The organism is Photorhabdus sp. RM71S, assembly GCF_042879355.1.
In the GTDB taxonomy this organism is placed as follows: Bacteria; Pseudomonadota; Gammaproteobacteria; order Enterobacterales; family Enterobacteriaceae; genus Photorhabdus; species Photorhabdus kayaii.
Genome location: NZ_JBHFKV010000003.1, coordinates 214,445 through 241,045, shown reverse-complemented (window position 1 = coordinate 241,045; position 26,601 = coordinate 214,445). Strand labels below are relative to the sequence as shown.

34 protein-coding genes are annotated in these 26,601 nt (G+C 46.4%); 32 read left to right on the top strand and 2 right to left on the bottom strand.

What is annotated here, in order from left to right:
• The first annotated feature begins 320 nt into the window (after positions 1 to 320).
• The 32 genes from ACGF5R_RS03255 to ACGF5R_RS03100 all read left to right on the top strand — a co-directional run bounded on the left by ACGF5R_RS03255 (position 321) and on the right by ACGF5R_RS03100 (position 23,807).
• On the top strand, positions 321 to 1,007 hold the full coding sequence (locus ACGF5R_RS03255) for a hypothetical protein (protein WP_387689714.1): 687 nt from the start codon (positions 321 to 323) through the stop codon (positions 1,005 to 1,007).
• A 47-nt stretch (positions 1,008 to 1,054) separates the two neighbouring features.
• Positions 1,055 to 1,714 (top strand): terminase small subunit, encoded by a 660-nt coding sequence (locus ACGF5R_RS03250; RefSeq protein ID WP_112879543.1) that lies wholly within the window; start codon positions 1,055 to 1,057, stop codon positions 1,712 to 1,714.
• The gene (gene terL / locus ACGF5R_RS03245; protein WP_387689712.1) at positions 1,668 to 3,188 is read left to right on the top strand and encodes a phage terminase large subunit; all 1,521 of its coding nucleotides are present in this window, start codon (positions 1,668 to 1,670) and stop codon (positions 3,186 to 3,188) included. The genes ACGF5R_RS03250 and terL overlap by 47 nt, the downstream gene beginning before the upstream one ends.
• A 217-nt stretch (positions 3,189 to 3,405) precedes the next feature.
• Complete coding sequence (locus ACGF5R_RS03240; protein WP_387689710.1) at positions 3,406 to 4,875, top strand: DUF1073 domain-containing protein; 1,470 nt, start codon at positions 3,406 to 3,408, stop codon at positions 4,873 to 4,875.
• Positions 4,876 to 4,951: 76 nt separating this feature from the next.
• Positions 4,952 to 5,485 (top strand): phage minor head protein, encoded by a 534-nt coding sequence (locus ACGF5R_RS03235; protein ID WP_192881060.1) that lies wholly within the window; start codon positions 4,952 to 4,954, stop codon positions 5,483 to 5,485.
• A 3-nt stretch (positions 5,486 to 5,488) separates the two neighbouring features.
• Entirely contained in the window at positions 5,489 to 6,745 is a 1,257-nt protein-coding gene (locus ACGF5R_RS03230) for a DUF2213 domain-containing protein (RefSeq protein WP_387689708.1), read from the top strand.
• Between the two features lie 11 nt (positions 6,746 to 6,756).
• A complete protein-coding gene (locus ACGF5R_RS03225; protein ID WP_112879539.1) occupies positions 6,757 to 7,254 on the top strand; it encodes a hypothetical protein in 498 nt (165 codons plus the stop codon).
• A gap of 8 nt (positions 7,255 to 7,262) precedes the next feature.
• Positions 7,263 to 8,210, top strand: coding sequence for a DUF2184 domain-containing protein (locus ACGF5R_RS03220; RefSeq protein WP_112879538.1), 948 nt, complete (start codon positions 7,263 to 7,265; stop codon positions 8,208 to 8,210).
• 47 nt (positions 8,211 to 8,257) lie between these two features.
• Positions 8,258 to 8,461 (top strand): hypothetical protein, encoded by a 204-nt coding sequence (locus ACGF5R_RS03215; protein ID WP_146747926.1) that lies wholly within the window; start codon positions 8,258 to 8,260, stop codon positions 8,459 to 8,461.
• Complete coding sequence (locus ACGF5R_RS03210; RefSeq protein ID WP_387689706.1) at positions 8,430 to 8,840, top strand: DUF4054 domain-containing protein; 411 nt, start codon at positions 8,430 to 8,432, stop codon at positions 8,838 to 8,840. Before ACGF5R_RS03215 ends, ACGF5R_RS03210 begins: the two co-directional genes overlap by 32 nt.
• A complete protein-coding gene (locus tag ACGF5R_RS03205) occupies positions 8,837 to 9,355 on the top strand; it encodes a hypothetical protein (RefSeq protein WP_387689704.1) in 519 nt (172 codons plus the stop codon). Before ACGF5R_RS03210 ends, ACGF5R_RS03205 begins: the two co-directional genes overlap by 4 nt.
• A complete protein-coding gene (locus tag ACGF5R_RS03200; RefSeq protein ID WP_112879536.1) occupies positions 9,342 to 9,728 on the top strand; it encodes a head-tail adaptor in 387 nt (128 codons plus the stop codon). Before ACGF5R_RS03205 ends, ACGF5R_RS03200 begins: the two co-directional genes overlap by 14 nt.
• Complete coding sequence (locus ACGF5R_RS03195) at positions 9,706 to 10,266, top strand: hypothetical protein (protein WP_112879535.1); 561 nt, start codon at positions 9,706 to 9,708, stop codon at positions 10,264 to 10,266. The genes ACGF5R_RS03200 and ACGF5R_RS03195 overlap by 23 nt, the downstream gene beginning before the upstream one ends.
• A gap of 3 nt (positions 10,267 to 10,269) precedes the next feature.
• Positions 10,270 to 11,733, top strand: a complete 1,464-nt coding sequence (locus tag ACGF5R_RS03190; RefSeq protein WP_387689702.1) for a DUF3383 domain-containing protein — start codon at positions 10,270 to 10,272, stop codon at positions 11,731 to 11,733.
• Positions 11,734 to 11,743: 10 nt separating this feature from the next.
• A complete protein-coding gene (locus tag ACGF5R_RS03185; protein ID WP_112879533.1) occupies positions 11,744 to 12,184 on the top strand; it encodes a phage structural protein in 441 nt (146 codons plus the stop codon).
• Positions 12,184 to 12,609 carry a phage tail assembly chaperone gene (locus ACGF5R_RS03180; RefSeq protein WP_112879531.1) on the top strand — a complete coding sequence of 142 codons (426 nt, stop codon included), beginning with the start codon at positions 12,184 to 12,186 and terminating at the stop codon, positions 12,607 to 12,609. Before ACGF5R_RS03185 ends, ACGF5R_RS03180 begins: the two co-directional genes overlap by 1 nt.
• Positions 12,610 to 12,644: 35 nt before the next feature.
• Positions 12,645 to 12,797, top strand: coding sequence for a DUF6889 family protein (locus ACGF5R_RS03175; protein ID WP_192881057.1), 153 nt, complete (start codon positions 12,645 to 12,647; stop codon positions 12,795 to 12,797).
• Positions 12,787 to 14,790 carry a lytic transglycosylase catalytic gene (locus ACGF5R_RS03170; RefSeq protein ID WP_112879530.1) on the top strand — a complete coding sequence of 668 codons (2,004 nt, stop codon included), beginning with the start codon at positions 12,787 to 12,789 and terminating at the stop codon, positions 14,788 to 14,790. Before ACGF5R_RS03175 ends, ACGF5R_RS03170 begins: the two co-directional genes overlap by 11 nt.
• On the top strand, positions 14,790 to 15,404 hold the full coding sequence (locus tag ACGF5R_RS03165) for a phage baseplate protein (RefSeq protein WP_112879529.1): 615 nt from the start codon (positions 14,790 to 14,792) through the stop codon (positions 15,402 to 15,404). The genes ACGF5R_RS03170 and ACGF5R_RS03165 overlap by 1 nt, the downstream gene beginning before the upstream one ends.
• A complete protein-coding gene (locus ACGF5R_RS03160) occupies positions 15,404 to 15,709 on the top strand; it encodes a phage baseplate plug protein (RefSeq protein ID WP_387689699.1) in 306 nt (101 codons plus the stop codon). Before ACGF5R_RS03165 ends, ACGF5R_RS03160 begins: the two co-directional genes overlap by 1 nt.
• Positions 15,710 to 15,713: 4 nt before the next feature.
• Complete coding sequence (locus tag ACGF5R_RS03155; RefSeq protein WP_387689697.1) at positions 15,714 to 16,775, top strand: baseplate hub protein; 1,062 nt, start codon at positions 15,714 to 15,716, stop codon at positions 16,773 to 16,775.
• Positions 16,776 to 16,780: 5 nt separating this feature from the next.
• On the top strand, positions 16,781 to 17,134 hold the full coding sequence (locus tag ACGF5R_RS03150; protein WP_387689695.1) for a hypothetical protein: 354 nt from the start codon (positions 16,781 to 16,783) through the stop codon (positions 17,132 to 17,134).
• Between the two features lie 13 nt (positions 17,135 to 17,147).
• Positions 17,148 to 17,441 (top strand): superinfection immunity protein, encoded by a 294-nt coding sequence (locus tag ACGF5R_RS03145; protein ID WP_387689693.1) that lies wholly within the window; start codon positions 17,148 to 17,150, stop codon positions 17,439 to 17,441.
• 26 nt (positions 17,442 to 17,467) lie between these two features.
• The gene (locus ACGF5R_RS03140) at positions 17,468 to 17,818 is read left to right on the top strand and encodes a hypothetical protein (protein WP_112879524.1); all 351 of its coding nucleotides are present in this window, start codon (positions 17,468 to 17,470) and stop codon (positions 17,816 to 17,818) included.
• Between the two features lie 110 nt (positions 17,819 to 17,928).
• Positions 17,929 to 18,513, top strand: a complete 585-nt coding sequence (locus tag ACGF5R_RS03135; protein WP_112879523.1) for a hypothetical protein — start codon at positions 17,929 to 17,931, stop codon at positions 18,511 to 18,513.
• A 2-nt stretch (positions 18,514 to 18,515) separates the two neighbouring features.
• Positions 18,516 to 18,935 carry a type II toxin-antitoxin system YafO family toxin gene (locus ACGF5R_RS03130; protein ID WP_158537806.1) on the top strand — a complete coding sequence of 140 codons (420 nt, stop codon included), beginning with the start codon at positions 18,516 to 18,518 and terminating at the stop codon, positions 18,933 to 18,935.
• A gap of 65 nt (positions 18,936 to 19,000) precedes the next feature.
• Positions 19,001 to 19,759, top strand: coding sequence for a phage baseplate assembly protein V (locus tag ACGF5R_RS03125; RefSeq protein ID WP_387689691.1), 759 nt, complete (start codon positions 19,001 to 19,003; stop codon positions 19,757 to 19,759).
• Complete coding sequence (locus tag ACGF5R_RS03120; protein ID WP_387689689.1) at positions 19,756 to 20,109, top strand: hypothetical protein; 354 nt, start codon at positions 19,756 to 19,758, stop codon at positions 20,107 to 20,109. Before ACGF5R_RS03125 ends, ACGF5R_RS03120 begins: the two co-directional genes overlap by 4 nt.
• Positions 20,106 to 21,293: a baseplate J/gp47 family protein gene (locus tag ACGF5R_RS03115; RefSeq protein ID WP_192881059.1), complete on the top strand. Its 1,188-nt coding sequence runs from the start codon at positions 20,106 to 20,108 to the stop codon at positions 21,291 to 21,293. The genes ACGF5R_RS03120 and ACGF5R_RS03115 overlap by 4 nt, the downstream gene beginning before the upstream one ends.
• 2 nt (positions 21,294 to 21,295) lie before the next feature.
• Entirely contained in the window at positions 21,296 to 21,952 is a 657-nt protein-coding gene (locus ACGF5R_RS03110; RefSeq protein WP_387689688.1) for a DUF2612 domain-containing protein, read from the top strand.
• Between the two features lie 11 nt (positions 21,953 to 21,963).
• A complete protein-coding gene (locus ACGF5R_RS03105; RefSeq protein WP_387689686.1) occupies positions 21,964 to 23,181 on the top strand; it encodes a phage tail protein in 1,218 nt (405 codons plus the stop codon).
• Positions 23,181 to 23,807 carry a tail fiber assembly protein gene (locus ACGF5R_RS03100; RefSeq protein ID WP_387689684.1) on the top strand — a complete coding sequence of 209 codons (627 nt, stop codon included), beginning with the start codon at positions 23,181 to 23,183 and terminating at the stop codon, positions 23,805 to 23,807. Before ACGF5R_RS03105 ends, ACGF5R_RS03100 begins: the two co-directional genes overlap by 1 nt.
• A 365-nt stretch (positions 23,808 to 24,172) precedes the next feature.
• Here ACGF5R_RS03100 and ACGF5R_RS03095 read toward each other — a convergent pair whose 3' ends face one another.
• Complete coding sequence (locus ACGF5R_RS03095) at positions 24,173 to 25,549, bottom strand: MFS transporter (RefSeq protein WP_387689682.1); 1,377 nt, start codon at positions 25,547 to 25,549, stop codon at positions 24,173 to 24,175.
• A 156-nt stretch (positions 25,550 to 25,705) separates the two neighbouring features.
• Entirely contained in the window at positions 25,706 to 26,590 is an 885-nt protein-coding gene (gene cyoE / locus ACGF5R_RS03090) for a heme o synthase (protein WP_113040807.1), read from the bottom strand.
• Positions 26,591 to 26,601: the final 11 nt, after the last annotated feature.

The following is a 26,601-nucleotide window of genomic DNA, read 5'->3' as shown; positions in this document are numbered from 1 at the left end:
AAGGGCAAGATGTACGATGACTGTCTGCATATTGCTAAAGCGTGGGCGAGTAAATACAGCTCGGTCAAGCCGTCAAAGTAACTCATTCAGAGCATTCTGCTGACAGAGTGCACGATAGTAGTGATTTCTTTATGGGCGCCCAGCGAGCAGATACTGACTTTTTAGCCTAAAGTTCTAAATCTAACTATTTCCAAACTGGAAGGGGTTCTAACTGTTTCTGTTTGATGATGTAATGCACAACTCGGCTAGGGTCGCTCCCGAAAAGCGGATTTTGTCACCGCCTGCCGAGTACCAATGACGATTAACGAGACGAGGTTAATATGACACCCATTGAATATATTAAAAGCATTTCTTTTTATGATTCCGTTGCATGTGATGTGTTAAATGCGATTGAAGCAGGCACATTAACAGAAGCGCAAGCAATAGTTGAATTCATGAAAGTGAAAGCCGAACAGGCTAAAGTAAATGCAGAACAAACAGACGTTCTGTGGAAGCATCTTGAACTGAAAAGTCTTAAAGAGGCTAAAGCTTTTCAGGTAACGCAATGTAAGGGGATGCCGAACACAGTTAGAATTTCATATACAGTTACTGACGAATGCGGCAATGAAACTTTGCGGAAAGATCATCACATGCTTCTTACTGACGTATACAGATGTCGCTTTATCGTGTTTTTAGAAGAATTAAAGAAAAGCGCAAAAGAGTTTTATGAAACAGTAATGCAGGGAGCTAAATGGGATCTCGGAGATACAAGCGAAAAGAGTGCGGAGTGTCTAATCGTCGGCGGAAAGCACCACGGTAAGCGACGTACTTTAACTTCAAGAGCAGAAAGATACGTACTTGTAAGTGATGATGTTTTTCCTTTTGTTGATGTTGACGAAATCCCAGTACATTACTGGGCGGCTGGGGATGGTAAAACTTACATGATTGCAACAAATGAAGAGTTAATCATGTCTGATATTGATTTAGCTATTTCAGAAACAAGTCCGCCGCTTAAGCCGATAAATTAAATTCAAACCCGGTCGCCCAGTGCGGCCTTTTTATTTAAGGGAAAGAGATGGCACAAAAGAAAGTCACGCTCACAGATGAGCAAAAGATTCTTTTCGATGCCTTAACTCCATTACAGCAAAAATTTGTCACTCACATTCTTAAGGGTAAGAACTTAACAGATGCTTACAAGCTGTCAGGGGGGAAGGCGAAAGGAGAATCGGCTCATACCCAAGCAAGTAGAATGATGAGTTTTGATAAGGTTAAAGCTTTTCTCGACGCAATGAACGCCGAAGCCATCTCAGATGCAGTTATGAGCCGCCAAGAGGCTCTTGAGCGACTATCAGCAATGGGCCGTGTCTCTATCTACAATATAGCCGAGTTTCGCAACTGTCAGATAGGGGAAGACGAGGACGGTAAGCCGGTATTCCAAGCTTCATGGCAATTCAAAGATTCAGCATTGCAAGACCCCGCCGCATTGAGCGCCATTTCAGAACTCACTACAGGCAAAGACGGCATCAAGTTAAAGCTGCATGATCCGAAAGCCGCAATAAAGCAATTGAGTGAGCTACAGGGTTGGGAAGCGCCGAAGAAAACAGAAGTCACTGGCGCTGGTGGTGGACCGATACAGATAGCCGACTTAACCGATGAGCAACTGGATGAGAGATTGAAGGAGTTCGGATATGGCCGTCGCTCATCACAACTCGATGAGAAACTTACAGACTCTTGAGGCATATCGGCGTCGAGCAATAGAACAAGCCCGATCATCTTTGATGGATTTCACGCTCTACACAAATCCGCGGTATGAAACGGGATGGTTTAATGAGCTGCTGTGTCTTGAGTTAGATCAGTTCCTGAAAGATGTTGAAAATGGCAGGATGCCGCGCTTGATGATATTCGCCCCGCCAAGGTCTGGAAAAAGTGAATTAGCGTCTCGTCGGCTTCCGGCTTATGCGCTAGGCAAGCACCCGAACTGGCACATTATCTCTTGTTCATACTCGTCTGATTTAGCTAATCGCATGTCACGAGATACGCAACGCATTATTGATACAGAAAAATATCAAGATGTGTTTCCGAACACGCGACTTAACGGAACGAACATCAGAACACTGGCTGGTGGGGCAATTCGTACTGCTGAGCTATGGGAAGTGCTGGACGCAAAAGGCCAGTTACACGGTGGTTCTTATCGTGCGGCGGGGGTGAATGGCGGTATCACAGGTCAGGGGATGAACATCGGCATTATTGATGACCCGGCTAAAGATTATAAAACAGCATCATCTCCGGTTTACCAAGAGGCGGTGATGGACTGGTATGACACGACGTTCTTTACTCGCGCTGACCCGAAATTGAATGGCATTGTAATTATCCTCACACGCTGGCATCAAAATGACCTTGCAGGGCAACTTCTTAAGCTAGCGGAGGAAGGCGGCGAAAAGTGGCGTGTTGTCAGTTTTCCGATGGAAGCCGAGAAGGAAGAAATTCACGAGCTGAACGGCAAAACATACCACTTAAGAAAGCCCGGTGAAATTCTGTTTCCTGAGCGCATGCCGCGTGATTTTGTTGATAAATGTAAACAACGTGGCTCGCTGGTCTGGAATGCGCTCTATCAACAACGCCCCACAGCAAAAGGCGGCGGCTTAATCAAGTCAGAGTGGTTTGGTGAGTACAAAGTCCTTCCCCCTATTCGTTGGAGCACGGTCTATGGAGATACGGCTCAAAAAATCAAAGAAGCCAATGACTATTCTGCTTTTGAATTATGGGGACTCGGTGAAGACGGAAAAATATACCTGATTGACATGATCCGGGGAAAGTGGGAGTCCAAGGAACTTAAACGTCGCGCGGTGGCGTTTTGGGTGAAATGTAAAGCCAGAAAAGATTGTGGTTCTTTGATTTCAATGAAAATAGAAGATAAAGCCTCTGGCACTGGGCTGATTCAGGAAATCCAGACAGAGGCTCTATGCCCTGTCATACCCATTCAGAGAGATAAGGACAAGTTCACCCGGTTGATGGATGTTCAGGGATATATCGAATCTGGATACATCTATCTCCCCGCCGAGGCTGAATGGATAAACGATTTTCTAACTGAGATGGAAGCCGTTACATCCGATTTTAACACCCACGATGACCAGCTCGATCCGATGATGGACGCCATTTCTGATATGAAATCTGGTGACCTGGTTATATGGGAAACTTTAGGACGATAACACCATAAAATAACGGTTTCATGCCAAAATCACCCCGAAATGATTTTGGTGTTTTTATTAACAACTCAGTAACAAATAAAAGCGCCTGATTTGCCAAGAAAGATTGAGGGTTTTATCCATTTGGGTAGCGAATTTGAGTGAACCCCAAACCCTCGGTTCGCCTAAGATCCATTATGTTAAAAAGTCCCTAAATCCGACAATTTTCAGTGAGAGAGCAATGACCCGTAAAAATCGCCGTAACGGCACAAAAAAGCCCGTTAGGACTGCTGACGGGTACAACAACTTTAATGCAAAACTGGGCGGGTATACCTCGAATATTCAAACTGGCGGTACCTACATTCCAGGTTACATCTCACGCAACAGAGTACAAATTGAGTTTGGCTATCGTAGCTCATTCTTAATTGGCGCTGGTGTGGATGCGATGGCTGACGATATGACGCGGAAAGGCATAACGATTAGTTCACGGATGAAACCCGATGCAAAAGGAAAACTGGAAACGCTCTGGGAAGATATCGGGATTTGGGACGAGTTAAATAATACCCTGAAATGGTCTCGTTTGTACGGAGGGGCATTGCTTGTGGTGTTGATCGACGGTCAGGACATGTCTACACCGCTCAATCCTGAAACAATCAGTGAGGGGCAGTTTAAGGGCGTGATGTGCCTCGACCGCTGGATGGTCAAGCCGACAGATAGTGACCTAGTAAAGGAATACGGCCCCTGCTTTGGAAAACCCAAGTTCTATAACGTAGTGATCAATCAACAGGGAATTCCCCCCTGGAAAATCCATCACTCGCGCGTTATTCGCATGGAAGGCGATACGCTGCCATTCCAGCAAGCTTTGACTGAAAACGGCTGGGGGATGTCGGTTGTAGAGCGCATTTTTGAGCGTGTCCAAGCTTTTGACACAGCAACGGTAGGTACGACTCAGCTCATTCACAAAGCGCACTTGCGGACGTATAGCATTGACGGGTTAAGAAAAATTCTTGCGGTGGGCGAAGGAAGTCCAGCATATGCTGCGCTGATGAAGCACATGGATATGATCCGTGAGTTTCAGACAATTGAAGGTATGACGCTAATGGACGCGTTGGACGCATTCCAGACTCATAGCTATTCATTTGCCGGTATCGCTGATGTCATTTTGCGCTTTGCTGAGCAGGTATCCGGTGCTACAGGTATCCCATTAGTCCGTTTGTTTGGGCAGTCTCCATCTGGATTCAGTACGGGCGACGGCGACTTGGAGAACTACTACAGCCGGGTTAACACACTGCAAGAAAGACGTCTCCGCCGTCCGTTGAGATGGTTGTTGGATATCTCTCATCGCTCGTTATTTGGTTCGCCCCTGCCTGACGATTTCGCTTTTATATTTAATAAATTGTGGGAGATGTCGGACACGGACAGAGCAACAATGGCTAACAATGTCGCGACGGCTGTCAGTACGCTGGTGGATCGGCGAATCATGCCTGTCCACGCTGCTATGAATGACCTGCGCAACTTGTCTGACATTATCGGCATTGGAGGTTCAATCACAGATGAAGACATTGAGGAAGCAAAAAAACAGTGGACGGAGTCTGAATCTGAAACCAGCCCTCCGCCGACGTTCAGTAGTGCAGTACGAGAAAAGCCTACAGGCGATAGCTCATCAGGTGGGCGAAATCGTCACCGGTTATTACGATGGTTCTCAGGCTAGCGCTGATACCGTTTCTGGTCATCTTATCGACTACTCGCAGGTTCTTGACGATTGGATTGCCTCCGTTGCACACAAAATGTTCCTTCAAGTTGAGGGTGAAGAATGGCACCAGTGGCGTTCTGTGTCTCAGCAAATATCTGAAGGGTTACGCGACGTAGTGGGGAATACACCTGTCGGTCAGGTAGCCCAGGACGTTGTTTATCGTCAGATTCAACTGATGAAATCCTTGCCTCTGGAAGCTGCCGAACGTGTTAAAGAGATTCAGGATAGAGCGATACAGGCAGTTATCAACGGTGAGAGGCCGGGCGAGCTTTATCAGATGATTATGCAATCCGGCGAGGTTGCATCAAGCCGTGTGCGAATGATAGCACACACGGAGATAGGGAGAGCGACCGGCGCACTCACTCAGGCACGAGCATTGTCAGTGGGTTCAGAGGGCTATTGGTGGCGCATTGAGGGAGCCGGTACGCGTCCTTCGCATAAGAAGATGAAAGATAAATTTGTGTACTGGCACAAACCACCCACTTTGGACGGGATGACAGGCCACGCGGGATGCCTGCCATATTGTAAGTGTTGGTCGGAAGTTCATATACCCCCACCGAGAAAGTAACCCATGAAATATTTTTTTACGACGAAGCTTGGTGAAACACGCTATCTACAAGCCGATGGCTCTTTGCTGTGTAAAGACGTACCGATAGCGCGTACCGGCACTCAAACTTATCTACCCGAAGAAATAGATTTACAGCCGGATGCTAGCGGCTTAGTGACGGTTTATCGCACCGAAGATGAAGTTTTTTCACCGGAAACGATGGCAAGTTTTGAAGGGGTAGCGGTCACACTGGATCATCCCGAAGATGATAAAGGAAACATTGTTTTCGTTAATCCTTCCAACTTCTCAGAACTGGCGCATGGTCATATTCAAAATGTGCGACGCGGCACTGGCGATAAGTCCGATCTGCTGGTGGCTGACGTGCTGGTTAAACGCCAGGAGGCTATCGATGCAGTAAACGCTGGAATGACAGATGTCAGTTGCGGTTACGACACTCAATACAAACAGTTGGCCCCAGGTAAGGGCAAACAATACCAAATCACAGGAAACCATCTCGCCATTGTTGAGAAAGGCCGGGCGGGTTCTCGCTGTGCGATCGGGGATTCAGCCCCAAATTTTAAATTCAAAAAGGAGAAGCCTGTTATGGCATGGCTTAAAAGATTGGCTACGGCCGTCAAAACCAAAGACGACGACACATTAGCGAAACTCATCGATGAAGCGCCAGAACTTCCATCCGATGGGATGACTTCTATTCCGGGTGCAACAATCAATATCAATGTACCTTCTCAGGCAACCGCATTACCGCCTGCGGAGCGAACTACTACGGACACTGATCCCGATGCTAAAGATAAGCCAACAGGTGATAACGATATGCCGCCTTGGGTTCAAAAATTCATGGATTCGGTATCAACTCGCTTGGATGCATTAGAAGGGAAAACGGCGGATAGCAACCCTGATGACGAAGATGAAGACGCGAAAGTAACCGGCGACGCTGCATATCGACGCAATATCATTGCTGACGCGGAAATCATTTGTCCGGGCTTTAAACCTACAGGTGATAAAGGACTCAAGCGACAGGTGCTCAATCATGCAATGCGCACCGGTGATAGTACTTATCTGAAATCGTTCGGCATCTCGGATTATTCTAAAGCGCCGAAAGCAACGGTTGATGCTGTTTTCAACGGAGCAGTTGCTGTTAATAAGGCGAAAAACCATATCCAACCCATTCCAACACGCACTGGCGATCATGTGCAGGCTATCGCTCGCACCCCGGCAGAACTGAACAAAGTCTACGCCGATTTCTGGAAACGTAACAAATAAGGTAATCACACATGGCAGGAACATCCTATTTAACCCGTATGCCGCTTGGCTTTAACGGAACGGTCACTCGTTTGCGCGATTTGACCACTGAACCCGCAATTCTGGACCCCAAAAAAGTGTTTAGTCAGTACGGACTGGCTGGCAAGTACAGCGGTGATAAATTCGTACCGCTAGGCGATGGTGACACTGTAGATGACGTAGTGGGTATTTTAGTTCGCCCTTATCCCATTCAAGCCCAATCCGACATGGCTCATCTCGGAGTAAAGGCTGGTACGACTGGCGATATCCTAAAACGTGGCTATATGGCGGTCGCTGTAAAAGGGGCAGAAAGCGCAAAGAAGGGCGGTAAAGTCTATGTTCGCGTGAAGGGCGCAACGGACGACAGCCCACTCGGATCGTTTCTTATTATGCCTGATAAGACCGCTGAAAACACACCTGAATTACCGGCAGTCAAAGTGATGGGGCCGGGTGATGCATCAGGCCATATCGAAATCGCATATAACATTTAAGGAACGCTATGTTTACTATTGATAAAGCCACAAAAGATTCTACCGGTGTATTTCTTGCCGGAGAATTAGAGCGCATCGATCAGACGCTTAATTTGCCGCTGGTTTCGTTTAAATGGAGCCGCGATATGTCGCTCCGCACCGATGTATCTATCGCGGATGAGGTTTCATCTTTCACTAACACTGACTTGGCAGCAATGGGCGGGGTTAACCCGAACGGCAAAAACTGGATCGGCAAGAACTCGACTGCGGTTGCAGGGATCAGCCTAAACATTGAGAAAACGCCACAACCTTTAACACTGTGGGGCATGGAAATTGGCTGGACGCTACCGGAGTTAGCCTCTGCTCAACAGGTGGGACGTCCAATTGATACGCAGAAATACGACGCCATGCAATTGAAATGGAACATGGACGTTGACGAGCAGGTTTATATCGGTGATGCCGAGTTAGAAATGACCGGGTTACTTAACTTGTCTCAAGTCACCCCTCGCGCCGCCGCCGCCGCGTGGACGAAAGCAACTTCCCCTGACGATATCGTTGCTGATATCAACATTTTGCTGACGGATGCCTGGCTGGCGTCGGGTTATGCGGTATGCCCGCGCAAAATCGGGTTAGCGCCTGAGTTGTTCGGTCTGTTAGTCAGCAAGAAGGTTTCAGACGCGGGAAATATCTCAGTACTGGAGTACATCAAGATTAACACCATTGCTTTTCAAGAGAACGGCGAGCCGCTTGAGATTGTCTCCATGAAATGGGCGTCTAAACGCGGTGCGCGTGGCGCACATCGTATCGTAGCGTATACACAGGAAGAGAAATATATCCGCTTCCCGTTAGTTCCTTTGTTGAACACGCCATTAGAGCCTCGCGGTTTGTACCAATTGACCACCTACTACGGACGCTTGGGGCAAGTCGAAGTGCCGTACGCGAATACTATTGCCTATCTGGATATCCCTGTAGCTTGATTAATAGCGGGTTAGTCCCGCTTACTGAGGTTGATATGAAACGATATATGGTTACAGGTAGCGTTACACTAAGTTTTCCTGATGGCCGCGAGGCGGTGCTTTCGCCGGGTATTAAATCGTTCTCGGATGAAGTGGCGAAACACTGGGCTTTTCCTTCCTATGCGCAAGCGTTGGATAATCCTGTTGAGGAGCAGGACGACAAAAGGGGGAGGGCTGGCAGTGACAAAAAACAGTCTTCTTCCGACAGTTGATCAATTCCGCACCGACTTTCCCGAATTTTCCGACAAAACCCACTACCCCGATACAGCAATCAATTTCTATCTCGGTCAGGCGGATAATCTGCTCGATCAGACTGTTCACGGCGATCAGTTCGTCTATCTGGCTGAACTGTTCACGGCGCATTACGTCGAGCTGAGAGGGAAGGCTGTTATGGGTGCCTCTATCAGCGGCAGGGTAAATACTGCCGCTGGTGGGGTAGCGACGTCAAAATCCGTCGATAAAGTCGGTGCTAGTTATGATGTGTCGGGCATCATTAATCCTGATGCCGGATTCTGGAATAATACGGCGTACGGGCGCGAGTTCTTTTGGTGGTGGTCGATGTTCGGGGCTGGTGGGAGGCAATTGTTATGAAAAGTGGTTTGACGGTCAGAAAAGACAATGCAACGTCAGTGCTGGAATCCCTCAAAAAGCTATCAGGTATGGACGTATTGGTAGGTATTCCGGCAGATAAAGCCGCGCGTGAAGACGGGGAAAGCCTGAACAACGCGGAAATCGGCTATCTGCAATCCACAGGGGCAACCGTGAAACTGGGTGGAAAAACGGTAACGCTTCCTCCGCGCCCTTTTCTTGAACTCGGTATTGATGATACCAGGGACCGCACAGCCTTACATTTAAAAGCGGCGGCAGAGCTTGCTCTTGAAGGTAAGCAGGACGCGGCTATCCGTGAGTTGGAAAAAGCGGGACAAATTGCGCGTGACGGGGCAAAGAAAGTGATCGGTGACGGTGATCGACTGGCTCCCATTTCTGATGCGACAAAAGAGGCTCGGCGCAGGCAGGGAATACCGGGGGATAAGCCGCTTTATGCTCATGGCTATCTCTTGCGCTCTATCAACTATGTAGTGAGGAATAAAAATGCCGTTTCTTGATGTCACTGATGTTTTATTTGATCCCGATTTCTGCGATACGACACTGAAATATACCCGGCGCACCGTCGTTGTTGATGATGATGGGTTTGCTACTTCGGAAAAAACCACTCAAGGTTTTGCCGGAGTGGTGACAGTTGATAGTTCTCTTGAGGCCCAAATAAGGATGTCCGGGCAAGTCGTCAGCGGTAATATTCTGATTATCACAACCACGCGGCTGATTGCGGGTGAAACTGATAAAACGGGCGATGTTGTCACGTATCAAAACCGGGATTATTTGGTTAAATCGGTTGATCCTTATACGGCTTACGGCGCGGGTTTTGTTCAAGCCCATTGTGAGCTATTGCCGTTCGATGGGGGAATTCCTATTGAATAATAGTACACAACCGGGCTGGCTTACACCGGTGTCAGCCCCGGACTATGACCGCGAGGTAGAGCGAAAGCTGTCTCGCTGGATGAGTTCAGTTAGCGGTTTACCGGGGAAAATGATGTTTCCGAAATGGCAACCGAACGATGAAACACGCGTCTTCCCTAGTCACAATGCTAACTGGTGCGCTTTCGGGATCTCGTCGATAGTTTCCGATGATAATCCCGCTTTCGTTAATCAGACGGATGAAAGCACCGATTTGTGGCGTCATGAGAAAATCGAATGTCTTATCTCGTTTTACGGTCCAGCAGGGCAGCGCCATTGCACACAATTTCGCGACGGGATCACGCTCAGTCAGAACAACGCTGAATTAAATCAATTTGGTCTGTCACTCAGCAACTACGGCCGTATCTTTTCTGTTCCCGAACTCATTAACAACCAGTGGGTGCGTCGTTATGACATGACGATCACCTTGCGGCGAAAAGTGGCGCGTGAATACGGTGTTAAATCACTGGTGGAAGCGCCGGTTAAATTCTTTGGAGATTAAATTATGCAGGGATTACCTGTTTCAAATATCGTCAATGTCACGATAAACATGGCCCCGCGTGCCGCGCAATCCCGAAACTTTGGTTCATTGCTGATAGTGGGCGCCAGTCATGTGATTGATACCCATGAGCGGCTACGCTTGTATTCCGATATCGATGGTGTTGGGGCTGATTTTGGGTTAGATACACCAGAATATCAGGCGGCGGCGCTTTATTATTCTCAGTCACCCCGTCCCGTTGATTTACATATTGGTCGGTGGGTAAAAGATCGGGCATTTGCCGCTTTAAGAGGCGCAATACTGACTAAGCAACAACAAGCCATCAGCAACTTTACTACTATCACGGATGGTTCTTTTAAGTTAACGATTAACGGTAAAGAAACGGTATACAACGGCATTGATTTCAGTAAAGAGACCAATCTTAATGGCGTCGCTCAACGGGTAGCGGAAAAGCTGAGAGAGTGTTCAGTGACGTGGAATGCATCACGTTTTGTTATTTCGTTGCAAGCATCAGGCTCGATAGGTTATGTCTCATCAGCGACTACCGGAACTTATATTGGTGACCTGTTAAAACTGGACAAAGTATCAGGCGCTACCGCTATCGAACCGGCCAAGGCAGAAACCCTTGCTGAAGCAGTAGCGACATTGGGATCGGTATCCGGTGGCTGGTACGGACTGGTGGTTGCCGATACTACACTGACGGACGATGATGTTCTCTCTGTTGCTGATTACATTGAGTCCGCATCTGTTTCCCGTATCTATGGACATACAGCGCAGAAAACAGAGGCATTGGACACTGATGTTGATACCGATATCGGATCACAACTGAAAGCTGGCAACTATCAACGTACGCTCTGGCAATATTCATCGGGTAAACCGTATACCGTGGCTTCTCTGATGGGGCGAATGTTTACCGTCAATTTCAAGGGCAATAACACCACCATTACCCTGAAATTTAAACAGGAACCGGCTGTGACGGCGGAAAGCCTGACAGCAACCCAAGCCAACGCTTTGAAGAAGAAAAACGGCAATGTTTTTGTTAACTACAACAATGATACAGCCATTATTCAAGAAGGGGTTATGGCGAACGGGGATTTCATTGATGAGCGCCACGGTCTGGACTGGTTACAGAACTACGTTCAGAACAATCTTTATAACCTGCTTTACACCAGTACCAGCAAGATCCCCCAAACTGACGCAGGCGTTACGCGTTTACTGACCAATGTTGAGCAATCCCTTGATCAGGCGGTAACAAACGGGCTGGTGGCTCCCGGTGTTTGGAACGGCGGACAGATTGGACAGATCCAACCGGGCGATACCTTAACCAAAGGGTATTACGTCTACGCACCGCCAATTGCAACGCAGGCACAGGCTGATAGAGAAGCCCGAAAAGCACCGGTTATTCAGTGTGCAATCAAATTAGCAGGTGCTGTTCACTATGCTGATGTCATTATTAATGTAAACAGATAAGGGTTGATAAATGGCTACCTATTCATTTATGGATGTATCCGCATCCCTGACCGGTCCGACCGGGGTTATTGATGTTGGGTATGGTTCGGCAACTTCGGGGGAAGGGATCACAATCACGATGACCGAAGCCAAGAACACGATGACCATCGGCGCAGATGGTGAAGGGATGCATTCATTACATGCGGGAAAATCCGGCTCTATCACAGTGAACTTGCTGAAAACTTCACCGACGAATAAAAAACTCTCACTGGCTTACAACGCGCAATCGCAGTCATCAGGAACATGGGGGAATAACGTCTTTTTGATACGTAACCGGGTTTCTGGCGAAGTCACGACAGCGCGGGGTTGTGCATTTCAGAAACAACCGGATTACACCAATGCCAAAGATGGCGGTACCGTCGCGTGGGTGTTTGACTGCATCAAAATAGACCAGGTATTAGGAGAGTTCTGATGGAATTTGAAGTTAATGGTATTCAATACCGTACGGCAAAGCTGAACGTGTTCGATCAGCTCAAAGTATCCCGTAAGTTACTCCCCGTTCTTGCCGGGCTGGTATCAGATATTCGCGCCGTACAGACGATGGCCCAAGACAAAAATATGGAAGGGGCTTTAGAGAAGGCGCTGCCTAAAATCGCACAAGCGGTTAGTGACTTAAGCGACGAAGATTGCAACGCGATCCTTTACCCCTGTTTGTCCGTTGTTTCCCGTCAGCACGGTAAGGGATGGACAGCCGTATTCTCCCAAGGAGTCTTGCATTTCGATGACATAGACCTGCCGACACTGTTACAGCTTGTGGCACGTGTAATCGGGGATTCGCTGGGAAATTTTTTGCACGCACTCCCCGCCGCCGAGACGCCGTTCCCGCCAGCGGCTTAGTACTTGACACTTTGCCGAACGGCGAAGAGTTCATTATGCGTCCTATAAGAAAGGGAATGGTCTCAATGGGTGAGATCAAAAGTGGGATGGTTGATTTGGCCGATATCGCATTAATGAATGATTACCTCGATTTGGAAGACGATAACGAGGCCCGGATAGCACGCTGGAGAGATGCCCATGAGCGGTAATATTGACACAATTAAAGACTACCTTATTAGCCTCGGTTTTAATGTAGACGAAAAAGGGAGAGGTAAATTTGATGCGGTGTTAAAAGGTGTCACTGCCAACGTGTTAAAAGTGGGTGCTGCTGTTGAAGGGGCGGCACTCACTATCGTCGGTTTTACCACTAAAATTGCAGCGGGCTTAGATAAGCTTTACTGGCAGTCACAGAGAACCGGTGCCACAGTTGCCGGCATTAAAGCCCTGGGTTACGCCGTGCAACAGATGGGAGGCAGCGCCGAAGCCGCACAAAGTGCACTGGAAAACATGGCGCGGTTTATGCGCAATAATCCCGGTGCGGAAGGCTGGCTTAACCGGCTTGGGGTGCAAACTCGCGACTCGTCAGGCCAGATGCGTGATGCTGCCAGCATACTGGCGGGTGTCGGCCAAAAGCTTAGTAATATGCCTTACTACCGGGCCAATCAATATGCCCAGATGTTGGGCATTGATGAAAATACGCTGATGACCATGCGGCGTGGGTTAGCGGGTTTCACTGCTGACTATCAGATGATGTTGCAGAAAACCGGGTTCAATGCCGATAAAGCGGCGCAACAGGCGAATAAATTCACCACCGCGTTACACGGCTTTAACGCGGTGGTGGGTATCTTACGCGATAAGATTGGCGCTAATCTCGCTAATGGTCTGGCGGGTTCTTTCGATTCTTTACGTCAGCGTATTCTTGATAACTTCCCTAAGATAGAGGCCACACTCACTAAGATTATCAAAGGCATTTTGTGGTTTGCCGATGTATTTTCCAGAATGGTTTACCGAGTCGTACAGGGCGTCGGGGAGATTATTAACTGGTGGAAGGGGCTGGATGAAAGCAGCAAAATGCTGATTGCCATGTTCGGGGCGATTGTTGTTGCCTGGCGTCTGTTGAACAGCGCCTTTTTAATGTCACCCATCGGCATGATCACCGTGTTAATCGGTGCGCTTCTCCTGCTCTACGATGACTATAAGACATGGAAAGAAGGCGGCAAAAGTTTAATTGACTGGAGCAAGTGGGAAAAAGATATCGACCGCGCGGTCGATGCCTTCAAAACAGTAGGGAACTGGATTAAGAAAGGTGTTGACGGTATCGGCGGCTGGAAAAATGCTTTCCTAATTCTGGGTGGAGTTGTTGCAACTACCTGGGCTGTGAAGATGCTTGCGGGATTCGCGAAAGTGTCCGCTGCGTTAGCACCACTGATGGCCCGCCTTGCTCCACTGCTGGGGCTGGTGGCCTATGGTGGATATCTGTACAGTGACTGGGATAACATCAAACAAAATGTAGAATCCTCGTGGGACTACAACACTCGTCAGATAAAAAGAGGGATCGGGGATTTCGGTCAATGGTTAGGTATCGACAACAGTTGGGCCAATAAGCATCAAGGCGGCTTACCCAACCCTGTCACTGCGGATATCCCCGGCATGCCCGGCGCACCCACGCCGCCCCCCTCACCTGAATATAATGAAAGAGGATTGCGTAACAATAACCCCGGCAACTTGAATTTTGCCGGGCAACGAGGCGCGACAAGGGAAAATGGAGAGGGGCGTTTTGCCCGGTTTGAAACCGCGTTTGACGGCTTGCGAGCACTTTCACGCCAGTTAACGTTATACGCCAGTCGTGGACTCATAACGATACGCGACATTATCACGAAATATGCGCCCCCGGAGGAAAACGATACCGAAGGTTACATTGCTTTCCTTACTAAGTGGCTCGGTGTTGATCCGAACGCACAGTTAAATTTACAGGACCCGCAAACTCTGATGGCGATGATGAACGGCATCATTCAGCGCGAAAACGGCCGCAATCCCTATTCTAGTGAACTGATTGGTAAAGCCGCGATGGCCGGAAGCGGCAGCGTTCAGCAAACGACTAACATTACCGTTCATGGCGCAACCGACGCTAAGGCAACGGCGGATGAAATCGCGAGTCGGCAAAATGGCGTAAATGCCCGTCTGATACAGCAGGTGAGTTAATGGATATTTTATCCGCGATTTTTCAGCAGCAAACCCGTAAGTTTGGTACTGAAAGTATGTTACTTGTGCCAAGTGTCGTTATCGCTGAAAAACACACGGATGCACTGGAAATCACAGAGCACCCCGTGGAAATCGGTGCGGCGGTCAGTGACCATGCCTACAAAAAGCCCGCTGAAATCACAATGGAATTGGGCTTTGCTGGCGGTGGTTCGCTGCTTGATTTTGTTGATACGTCAAAGATTGGGTTGAGTATGGGACTTAGCCCAAAAGAAACCTATCAGAAAATCCTGGACCTTCAAGAACTGCGTGAGCCATTTAACGTCATTACTGGCAAACGCACTTATGAAAACATGTTGATCAAAGCGATTGAAGTCACCACGGACCGACACAGTGAAAACGTATTGTTGTGCACGCTGACATTGCGCGAAGTGATTATTACCTCGACGCAGAAAGTACAAGTTGCTCAAAAAGAGGTCATGAAAACCGGGGTGTCTACGTCAGCCGTGGAGAATTCCGGCACAAAAACATTAAAGCCAGTCAACGAGTCTGTTTTATCAGAAATAAAAGAGGGTGCCGTTAATGCATTTAGAAGCTACATAAAAGGAGGCGGCTGATGCAAGTATCAGAAATCCCACTGACAGCGAGCAACCAATTTTTTGCAATAAAGCTCGGTGATATTAACGTCAAGATGCGCCTGATTTACCGAGACAGCGCCGGTTGGGTAATGGATATTCAGGATAAATCAGGCGCAGATTTGCTGACTGGGGCGCTGTTAATACCCGGTATTAACTTATTAGAACAATACCCGTATTTGGGGATCAACGGCATGTTAGTTATTGCCAATGATGCAGACAGCGCTGAATACCCGACAAGCACAAATCTTGGGTTATCTGGTCATTTATATTTTGTACAGAGGTAAAAACATGAGTCAGAACTGGTTACGTCATTTTGAATTAATGTTGTTAGATGATCAGGGTAAAGGAATCGTCTTATCTGACTTTAGAGTCATATTTAATATTGAGTGGTTCAATATTAGCAATCCACGCGTTGCGACGTTAAAGATTTACAATCTTTCCAAAAATACCAGTAATCGCATATTAGGTAGCGAGTTTTCGAAGATAAAAATTATCGTGGGCTATGATGGTGTGACCCCTACAGTTCCTGAGAGCGAAGTCGGCAAAGCCCGCACCGTTGAACCGGGTACGACCGGACAGCGTGACGGCAAAAACTATGGTGAAATCTTTAGCGGGGATATTCGCTATACGATGACCGGGCGCGATAACCCCACTGATACGTATACCCAAATTCAGGCGTGTGACGGTAATGAAGCCTTTATTTATGCTTTCGTCAATCAAACGGTAGCGGCGGGATATACCCTGAATGATGTCTATAACCTCGCTTTGCGCAGTCTGGAGCCTTACGGTATTACCGCAGGGGCAAAACCCAAAATGCCGGATACTGTTTTTCCTCGTGGAAAAGCGTTTTTTGAAAAAACACGATATGTATTAGACAATATCGCGCAGCAGTGCAATGCAAAATGGCAATTTGTAGACGGTAAAGTGGAGATGATTTCTGAGGAAATGGCCGTGCACGATGTTGTGGTGTTAAACAGCCGGACCGGATTAATTGGCATGCCGCAACAGACTATCGGGGCGGGCGTGAATGTCAGGTGTTTGATTAATCCGAATATCCGGGTAAATGGGTTAATTCAGTTAGACGAAGGCTCGGTATATAGAACGTCCCTACCTAATTCCGACATACAAATGTCTGGCGGGCGACTAACCGATGAAAACGATAACGGGAACCTTTATGTAAATGGGGTGCCTAATCCTCCAGCGAGCATTGCTACCGATGGTGTATATATCGTCAGAGGCATTATGTATACTGGGGATACAAGAGGCAATGCGTGGTATCAAGAGATGATGTGTGAGGCGCGTGGGGCGGCTGATTTATGGTCATCTTCTAATCTCAATAAAACGAATTAATTGCAATGAAATTAAATACTTTAATATTAACTATGATTGCTCTTACGGGAGCAATATCAACAGCAAATGCAGCATTTCAATGTTCTGGTTATCATATATCTGTAAATGATAATGATGGAATGATTCGAGTGAATGGGGAAAAAGTAACCTCCCAAAAAATCGCTTTTATTAAAGAACAAGGCGATTATGCAAACACTAAAACAGACATGGGCCTCATGCCTGCCCGCGACGGCAACATGTACGGCTTCCAGTTTATCAAGCGCAACGGTAAAGCATGGCTGAATGTCCAATTGCTCCAAAACGCTATGGACGCACCGAAAATTATTGGTTCGTTTCCTTGTAAGAAAGTGGCGGATTAAAGGCGACTGAGTTATGGATGGTTTTGTAAACCTTGCTCTGGCAATAACTTTTTTGTTTATATATTTTGCACCAACTTACGTTGCATCACGCCGGATGCATAAGCACATTTACTTTGTTGCTTTTGTGAACATCATAGTAGGATGGACTATTATCGGGTGGTTAGGCTGTATGGCTTGGGCGTTAACCAAACAGGAAATAGACTCAGTGATAACCGAGGATGAAGATTCTCTAAGAGATTGTCCGTATTGTGCTGAATTGGTCAAGAAAAAAGCCAAAATATGTAAGCACTGCCAGAGGGATATTTGACGTGTGTATTAAAATAATGGGGCACTATGCGTAGCTTATTTTTTATATCAATATCTTTGATGATTATAGCATTTCCGGCGAAGAGTAAGAGTTTAAATGATTTTTTTAATGATTATCCTGAGTTGAGTGAGAATATTTTCACTAAAAATGCCATACAGGATCAAGCAGAAAGCTTTGCTACCCAGGAAGCAATGAGAAGAGATACACCCGCGGATAAGATAGTTTCATTAACCAATAAATTAGTTATGGAAAATGGGTACGATTACGCAAGATTAGGTATGAGAAATTTAAAATTAGCGTGCTCAATTCCTGATGTTGCAGAAATAAACTCTCTTAGTAAATCTGATTGTACTTTGATAAGCAAGTATGCAGAGTAATGAATGTCGATGCGTAAGAAGGTGGCGGATTAATTATAAGCTTATCGGCGGTACGGGAAGCGAGTATACTGTACTTCTTTGTACTGTTTTACATACCAAAGGGGGTTCACATGGCTGTAGGAATGACAACGTTAGTAATGTTGCTAACGCCGCTCCCTGATACTAATCAGTTAGCAAAATTGCCAGAGTATCTTTCTGCGCCGATTACGCAATTGGTACAGGATAGATCAGGGCAAAAGATACTGACCGCTCAAGAGGCTATGTCATATTTCTCTGAATCTAAAATGGCGCTTGCCTACCTGAAAGAGAATGCCCAAATTGGCATTGAATTACTTGAAACTATTGACCGTGACGGGATCGAACCCGGTATAGATATTTGTGATGTAGTTGAACGCTATGAATTCGCTGCAAAAATCGTGACGAGTCAACTTCATCTCCTGAAATTAAGCTATATTCTTGCGGAGTCTTCCCCCGCATGGGGATCGCACGTCAAGTTATTCCAAACACATTCTCAGGGAGCACTGAGGATTTTTGCAAACAACAGAAATGTTTTATTGCGTATTGCAGCAACGCTAAAGCAATATCTACCCGTTAATGCGAGTGAGCACACGCCGAAAGCTGATGTGGAAAGTTACAAAGAATTGGTGAACCTCTCGCATAAAAAGCTGGGTATCCCATTGCCTGCATGGGGTTAGGCATGGTTTATGTCAGCGTAGCAGAAGATCTGCTTTTTAACACAGCCGCTTATGATTACGCCGCCATGTTAGCTAAATATCTGAGTGATGCGGAAGAGGTTTCGGGTTGGCTTGGGTGCCAAGGACGCTTTGAGCGTAACATGAAGGCTATGGAGTCTGGGTTATGGAAGTTACACATACTTCCACTGAATGAAAAACCGTGGCCGGCAAAAGTGATGTTACATAACAGAAAAAGTGACAATTATCTGGTTTATGCCCAACACTGGTACTACGAAAATCATTATCAGGTTATAGCCGTGGTGATACCGGATGCCCATGCACGTATTGATAAGCTCATGAGTAGACTTATTCGCATGGTAGAAGATTCTTTCCAGTGCTTAAGTGAGCAAGAATTGAAATTGCTTAACCATGTAAGCGCATGAGCCATTTTACCAAGAAAAAAAAACAGAGACCCGCCCCGCGCGGGTTTTTTTATGGAGTTTCCCCAATGCCAGTCTCAACAGAATCCAGAACCGGCGATTTATCCGAAACCCTGAAAGCCATCAATCATTCGCTTTCTTCTCAGCTTAGAGTAGCGATACCGGGCATTATTCAATCCTTTAATGCCGAAGCAGTAACGTGCGTTGTTCAGCCTGCGATTAAAAGTGGCACAACTGATAAAGACGATAAAAAAACATCAGTATCCTTACCCTTGCTTGTAGATGTGCCCGTTATATTCCCAAGGGGCGGCGGCGTGACGCTAACTTTCCCGGTAAAAGCGGGTGATGAATGCCTGGTGGTATTTGCTGATCGCTGTATTGATTTCTGGTGGCAATCGGGAGGCGTACAAGAACCGGCAGATGAACGCCAGCACAGTTTATCCGATACTTTTGCAATTGTTGGTCCACAATCTCAGGCAAAGAAAATTTCAGGGGTTAGCACAAACACCGCGCAGCTAAGAAGTGATGATGGCGCGGCGTATATCGAACTCGATCCCAACAGCCATAACATCACGGTGATTACACCGGCAAAACTTACCGCCACGGCAAACGGCGGTACTGAAATCACTTCACCTGAAATCACTCTGAACGGCAACGTCACCATTAACGGCAACTTATCGCAGGGGATGGGGGCTGGTGGCGGAACTGCAACGATGCAAGGTCCGGTCACCGTGAATAACGATGTGACAGCAGCAGGGATTAGCCTGAAAAACCATGTCCATAGTGGCGTGCAATCGGGTGGCAATAAGACGGGGAAACCTCAATGAGATACAGAAGAGAAGATCCGGACGGAGATTACAGTTTCGGCCAGGGGGATAATACGTTTCTGATTAATTCCCCAGAAGCGGTTGCGCTGGCAGTAAAAACCCGGCTGGCATTGTGGCGCGGGGATTGGTTCCTGGATATGAAAGAAGGTACGCCATACGTACAGTCAGTTTTGGGAAAACAACGATCAGATGTTTATATCCTTGCCGTTCGTGACCGAATCTTAAAAACGAAAGGCGTTAAATCCATTCTCTCATTTGACACTCGCAATGACGGTACGACACGCCGTCTCACCTTCACAGCAACAATTGATACCATTTACGGGCAAGCAACGGTAACAAGCGAGGCATAATGTTAAATCTTGACACTTTGGGGCTGGCCGCAACTGTGACAGCTTCGGGCATCAGTGCGCCTGATTACCAGACCATTTTGAATAAGCTCTCGGAATATTTCCGTCAAATCTATGGTACTGACGCTTATTTAGATCCCGATAGCAAAGACGGCCAGATGATAGCGATTTATGCACTCGCGATACACGATGCGAATAATGCTGTGATTGCTGCTTATAACTCGTTTAGCCCTGCGTCAGCTACCGGCGCAGCACTATCTAACAACGTGAAAATTAACGGGATAGCTCGACATGCATCCACGTATTCGACAGTAGACATTAAACTCATTGGTACCGTTGGGACCACAGTAAAAAACGGTGTTGTCCGTGATATCAATGGCTATAGCTGGAGCTTACCGGGTACCGTGTCTATAGGCATACATGGCTTTGTTATCGCCACTGCTACATGCCAAACAAAGGGCAATGTCACAGCACTGGTTGGAGATCTTTCTATTATCGGCACACCAACTCAGGGCTGGCAGAGTGTAACAAACCCTTCGGCAGCAACACCCGGCCAGCCGATTGAGAGTGATACCGCATTGAGAGAACGGCAACGGAAATCCGTCGCGTTACCGTCTCGGACGGTACTTGACGGAATTCAAGGCGCCATCAGCTTAATACCGGGTGTTGTTCGACGACGTGGGTTTGAGAACGATACTAACGTGACGGACAACAACGGCATTCCGCCTCATTCTATAGCAATGATAGTCGATGGTGGTGACGCTAAGTTAATCGCCCAGACTATTGAAACCAAAAAAGGCCCCGGTGCGGGAACCTATGGCGATACTGAAATAAAGGTGGCCGATAGTTATGGTATTCTGCATCCGATTCACTTTTCACGCCCGAAAGACGTGCCTGTCTTCGTTGAAATAACACTTACCGCGTTTGAGGGATATACAACTTTAGTCGGCGATAGAATTCGATCAGCGATTGCAAGTTATATCGACGCGCAATTAATTGGGGATAATGTTTATTTAAGCCGTTTATTTTCTCCCGCCAATTTACGTGACGAGGAAGGCTTGACTTATGATATTTTTGAAATACAAATCGGCAGGTCGGCGGATGATGTATCACCGAGTAATTTAATTGTGACATTTGATGAAGCTGTTACATGTAAACCGGAACATATTAAATTGATAGCGAGGTGAAGATGAGAGATTATTTATCACTGATTACTCCTCAGCACAGAACCGCAAATAAATTTGTTACTCACATTGATTTAATTACCCGACCATTATCTAATATTTCAGATGCCGTTCAGCTCCTGAACAGTCAGTTTTCGATTGATGAAGCGGTAGGGGTTCAATTAGATGCAGTGGGGGAATGGATTGGACTTTCGCGATATGTTAAAACTCCTATCGTTGGCGTGTATTTCGCTTTAGATATCGAGGGAGTTGGCTTTGATGAAGGGAGCTGGAAACGACAATATGACTCTGACTCTGGTTTTACTGAATTAGATGATGAAACTTACCGAACTATATTGCGTTCTAAAATAAGGGCTAATCACTGGGACGGTACAAATGAAATGCTGGCTGAAATTTATCAGGGCGTTATTCCTGATGAGTCAGTATTAATATTCTTCGTTGATAACCAAGATATGTCGATGGATGTTTATGTTACCGGTGGAGTTGTACCCGAAGTTGTGAAAGCAGTTATTCAGCAAGGATATTTAAATATTAAGCCCGGAGCAGTCAGAGTTAATAATTATACCAACTCGGAAAATCGGGGAGTTATTTTTGGTTTTGATTCATACAGTAAATATATCGCCGGATTTGATATAGGCGGTTGGCCCATTCTATTAAATTGAGAGTAAAATTAATGGCTAAGAATGAATTTTTAACCTTTGGTATTGCCGAGGGCGCTAATGTATTGTCGAATGAGGAGTACGCGGCATTAGCAGCGCGTGTTAATGGATTTAGTGCGGGTGTTGCTAAATCTCGTGAATTAAATAAAGCGTGGCGCCAGTCATCTATTATTACGCATATCTTGGCGGATTTTATTGCAAAAGAATCGGGTAATGATGTTCTGGATAACGGGAATATCGATGCTCTGAAAAATAGCATGGCTTTAGCAATTAAAAATGCGCTGCCTGAGATGCGTGATGCTTCTCTGATAGAAAAAGGCATCACCCAGCTCACAGACAAAACAGGCAACAGTAATACCCTTGCTGCCACTCAGAAGCTAGTTTCTGATGTAAATGATAATGCCAACACCAAACTTGCCAAATCCCAAAACGGCGCCGACATTCCCGACAAAAACGCGTTTGTGAAAAACCTCGGATTGGTGGAGACGGTGGAGTTGGCTCAGGGAGCGGTACCGGGTAGCCGGAAAGTGAACGGCAAGGCGCTGACCGGGGATATCAGTTTGAATGCGGGGGATGTGGGGGCTTTCCCCGCCGCTATTTCAGTTAACAGCATCCCCGGCCGAGGATTTATCGGACCGTTTTCTGGTGAAAGAGGTGCATATTGGGCAAAAGGGATCAATATCGGGCAGTCTTCAGATGTGGGTCAAATATACATCACAGCGAACGGACTTTTATATGCGTATTTTTTAAACTCGAATGGAACTGTGGCTGGCGGTGCAATGGGTGGTTGCCCTGTCGGCGTCCCGCTCCCATACCCCCACCGATACACTCCTGTGGGTTACTTAACATGCAACGGTCAATCATTCGATAAGTCTTTATACCCAAAGCTAGCAGAAGCTTATCCTGCCGGTAGAGTACCCGATTTAAGGGGCGAGTTTATCCGGGGATGGGATGATAGTAGAGGGGTAGATCCGGGGCGGGTGTGCGGGTCATGGCAGCCACAGCAAGTTCAGTGGCACCAGCATCTTGGTGGTCACGGCGGCCGCGGACAAGGGCAATTCGGCGTAACAAATCGGGCGGGGTATCCCGGTTCGTATAATGATGACGGAAAGCAAACTTTACCGTTCACGAACAACGGTAGTGATTATCAAGGATTTACAAATAATGGCGCTGTCGGCGCAGAAACCCGCCCCCGCAACGTCGCATTTAACTACATAGTGAGAGCAGCATAATGACAGAACAAAAATACTCTTTAGAACATGAAACCGCTGTATTGGGTAAAGACGGATTAGCAATTCAGGCAGGCTGGATAAAGGTTTATCACTCGAATCAGATAACGAGAGAATTCACAGTTTCAGATATTGAGTATGTGATGCTCGGTGTCAGTCTATCAGCCGGTGCTTATCCCGATGCGCCAGAACTTCCCGATTCTCACGATGTGGCCGTTTGTCGCAGTGAAGACGGTAAGTGCTGGCAAATCCTCCCGGATTACCGTGGCAAAACAGCTTACGACACGTTAACTCGCGCTCCGCAAGAAGTCACTGAAATCGGTGAACTGCCGGATACCCTGACGTTCAAGAAACCCCCCACAGATTTCGATAAGTGGGATGGTAAAGAATGGGTAGTTGATAAAGACCTTCTCAAATCCCATCAGATTAATGAAGCTAAGCAACAACAAGCAGCACTGCTACAACAAGCAAATGAAACACTCTCATTGCTACAAGACTCTGTTGATTTAGAAGTCGCTACAGACTCAGAGAAAGCCGCTCTACTCGAATGGAAAAAGTACAGAGTATTGCTTACGCGTGTAGATGTTAATCAAGCGCCTGACGTAGAATGGCCGGAAGTGCCGAAGTGATTGTTGACTAATGACTTTAAATGTGTTTAGCATTAACTAACTACTGTACAAGTAGCTTAGAAATTCTGATTTTTGAAGAGCAAGTACACTGCCGTGCAGGCAGAACAACGAAGCCGGTTAGTCCGGCTTCATAATCTACCCTCCCTCTTCCTTTTCCTCTTAATGATGTACTACGCTTCATACCTAAGTGCTTTTTCGGTTTGTACATATGTGTGTGCATATTTTTTTATTTTGTGATTTATTTGTATATAACATATTGTTTTTATTGTTATTTTTAATTTATGATGCATTCTGACTAGGAATACCTCTATCCCAGTTTCCCTTAATATCGAATCGGAGTGAGTAGGGGTGATCTGGTTTGATATTTAATCTATCGTGTTATTATTAGCTATCAATTGTTCAAGTTGTGCTCTGCTTGTCAGCTTAGTATCTACTTTTATGTAAGCACTATGCTCCTCCGGAACAATAACGACATCGCAAACGCCTGGCTGAACAAGAATTTTTTGTTCCAGCAATGCTTTATTGACTATATTTTCTGGTAGAAAAATTCTGATGCTGCTGACATAAGGAGGTTGTTTCATTGTTATGCTAATAATGAGCCAAATGATTGTCAGAACGATACCTGCCGCAAATACCAGCGGTGCTCCTTTTAATTCATATAACCAACCACCGAGACCACCCCCTAAAGCGACACCTAAAAATTGGCTGGTGGAGTAGATACCCATTGCTGTACCTTTATAACCCGCTGGTGCTTCTTTACTGATAAGTGATGGCAGGATAGCTTCCATTACATTGAAAGCAATAAAGAAAATTTGTGTGCCGATAAAAATCACCCATAAGTGATGTCCGGCCGCCCACAATACAATTTCAGCAATCAGCAGCATCGTGATACACAGTGAAAACACTTGTTTCATGCGGCGCTTTTTTTCTGCGTAAATAATGAAAGGTAAAACAGATAAGAATGAAACTAGCATAGTGATCAGATAAACCTTCCAGTGTTGTTGGGTAGGGAGCCCCGCTTGTTGCATCACCAAAGGAAGGGCGACAAAACTTGCCATTAACAAAGTGTGCAAACTGAGAATGCTAAAGTTAAGTTTTAGCAACTGGCTATCAGCCAGAACCTTACTGAAACTGTGACGAACAATGCCTGATTCACGGTTAATAATATGTTTATCGGTGGAAGGAACAGCAAATAATGTTATCAGAATGCCACTACCGGCCAGAATGGTAATTCCCCAAAATAGGCCATTTAATCCAATGGCATTCGTAAGGATTGGGCCAAGTACAATGGCGATGGCGAAAGTTATTCCGAAGCTAATGCCAATAAAAGCCATCGCTTTAGTTCGATTTTGTTCACGGGTTAAATCAGAAAGTAGCGCCATAATTGCAGCAGATATCGCTCCAGCGCCTTGTAACGCTCGCCCAATTATTATGCCCCAGATGGAGTCATTGAGAGCAGCAATAATACTGCCAAGGATGAATAGCAATAATCCGCCAACAATTAAGGGTTTACGGCCAATTTTGTCAGAAAACAGGCCAACAGGGATCTGGAAAATGGCTTGGGTTAGACCATAAATGCCAATGGCGATGCCAATAAGTGTTTCGGTGGCATCTTTTAGATGAAGTCCATAGGTTGTTAATACAGGAAGAACCATGAACATGCCTAGCATTCGCAGAGAAAAAACTGAACCTAGGCCCCATGTCGCCCGAAGCTCAAGTGGCGTCATTTTATTATCGTTCATGATTACCTCGAAATATTTTGATGCGTCATTGTAGATAGGTTTTCAATAAGGGGTAAATAGTTAATTGAATTAATAATATTGAAGTGTTAAGGAGAGTGGATAACAGGCTGGAAGGAAACTGATGGCAGAGGGGGTAGCCACTGCCATCAGGGAAAATTACCGGACGTAAGTTAGGAAGGCTTCTGAGGGCACATGTGGGTCAATAGACATCATGACACTCAGGGAAGTGATTGCCACAATGGAAAATATAAATAATTTACGAGCCCAAATGCGGTCATTATCAGTTTTGTAACCGGATAACGCCATTCCTAGCCACCAGACGCTCACTGCTGCTGCAACAACCAGATATTTGTAACCAGCGTAACCGCTGATGGCTAACATAAGGGTTGCAATCATAAATGCTAGGATATAAAGGATAATGTGGTTTTTCGCCACAGATATGCCTTTAATGACGGGCAGTACAGGAATATTGGCTGCCTGGTAATCTTTGAAACGAAAAATAGCAATGGCGTAGGAGTGCGGCATTTGCCACAGGCTGAAAATCAGTAACAGGATCAACGCGCCCGTATCAAACTGACCAGTTACTGCACAATAACCGATAACCGGAGGTGCAGCACCGGACAAACTGCCGATCAACGTGCCATAAACAGATTTCCTTTTCATATAGAGGCTGTAAACCCCTACATAGATGACAAAACCGATAATCGCTAATTGCATTGCTAAAGCATTGGCTGCTGCATAGAGCAGCACTATGCCAGCAATACCCAGTATTGATGCATAAATCAGGCTGATTTTCGGATCAATAAGCCCTTTTACAAGGACGCGGTTTTTTGTTCTTTCCATGATCCGATCGATGTCACGGTCAATGTAGTTGTTAAATACACAACCAGAAGCCACGACTAGTGAAACACCGAGCAGAGTCGAGATGAACAAAGGGTAATCAATCACCCCTTTCGAGGCGAGTAGAAAACCACCGATCACAGAAATTAAATTGCCGAAAATAATTCCTGGTTTAGTTACTTGCAGGTATTGCTTAATCATATATGCAGCTC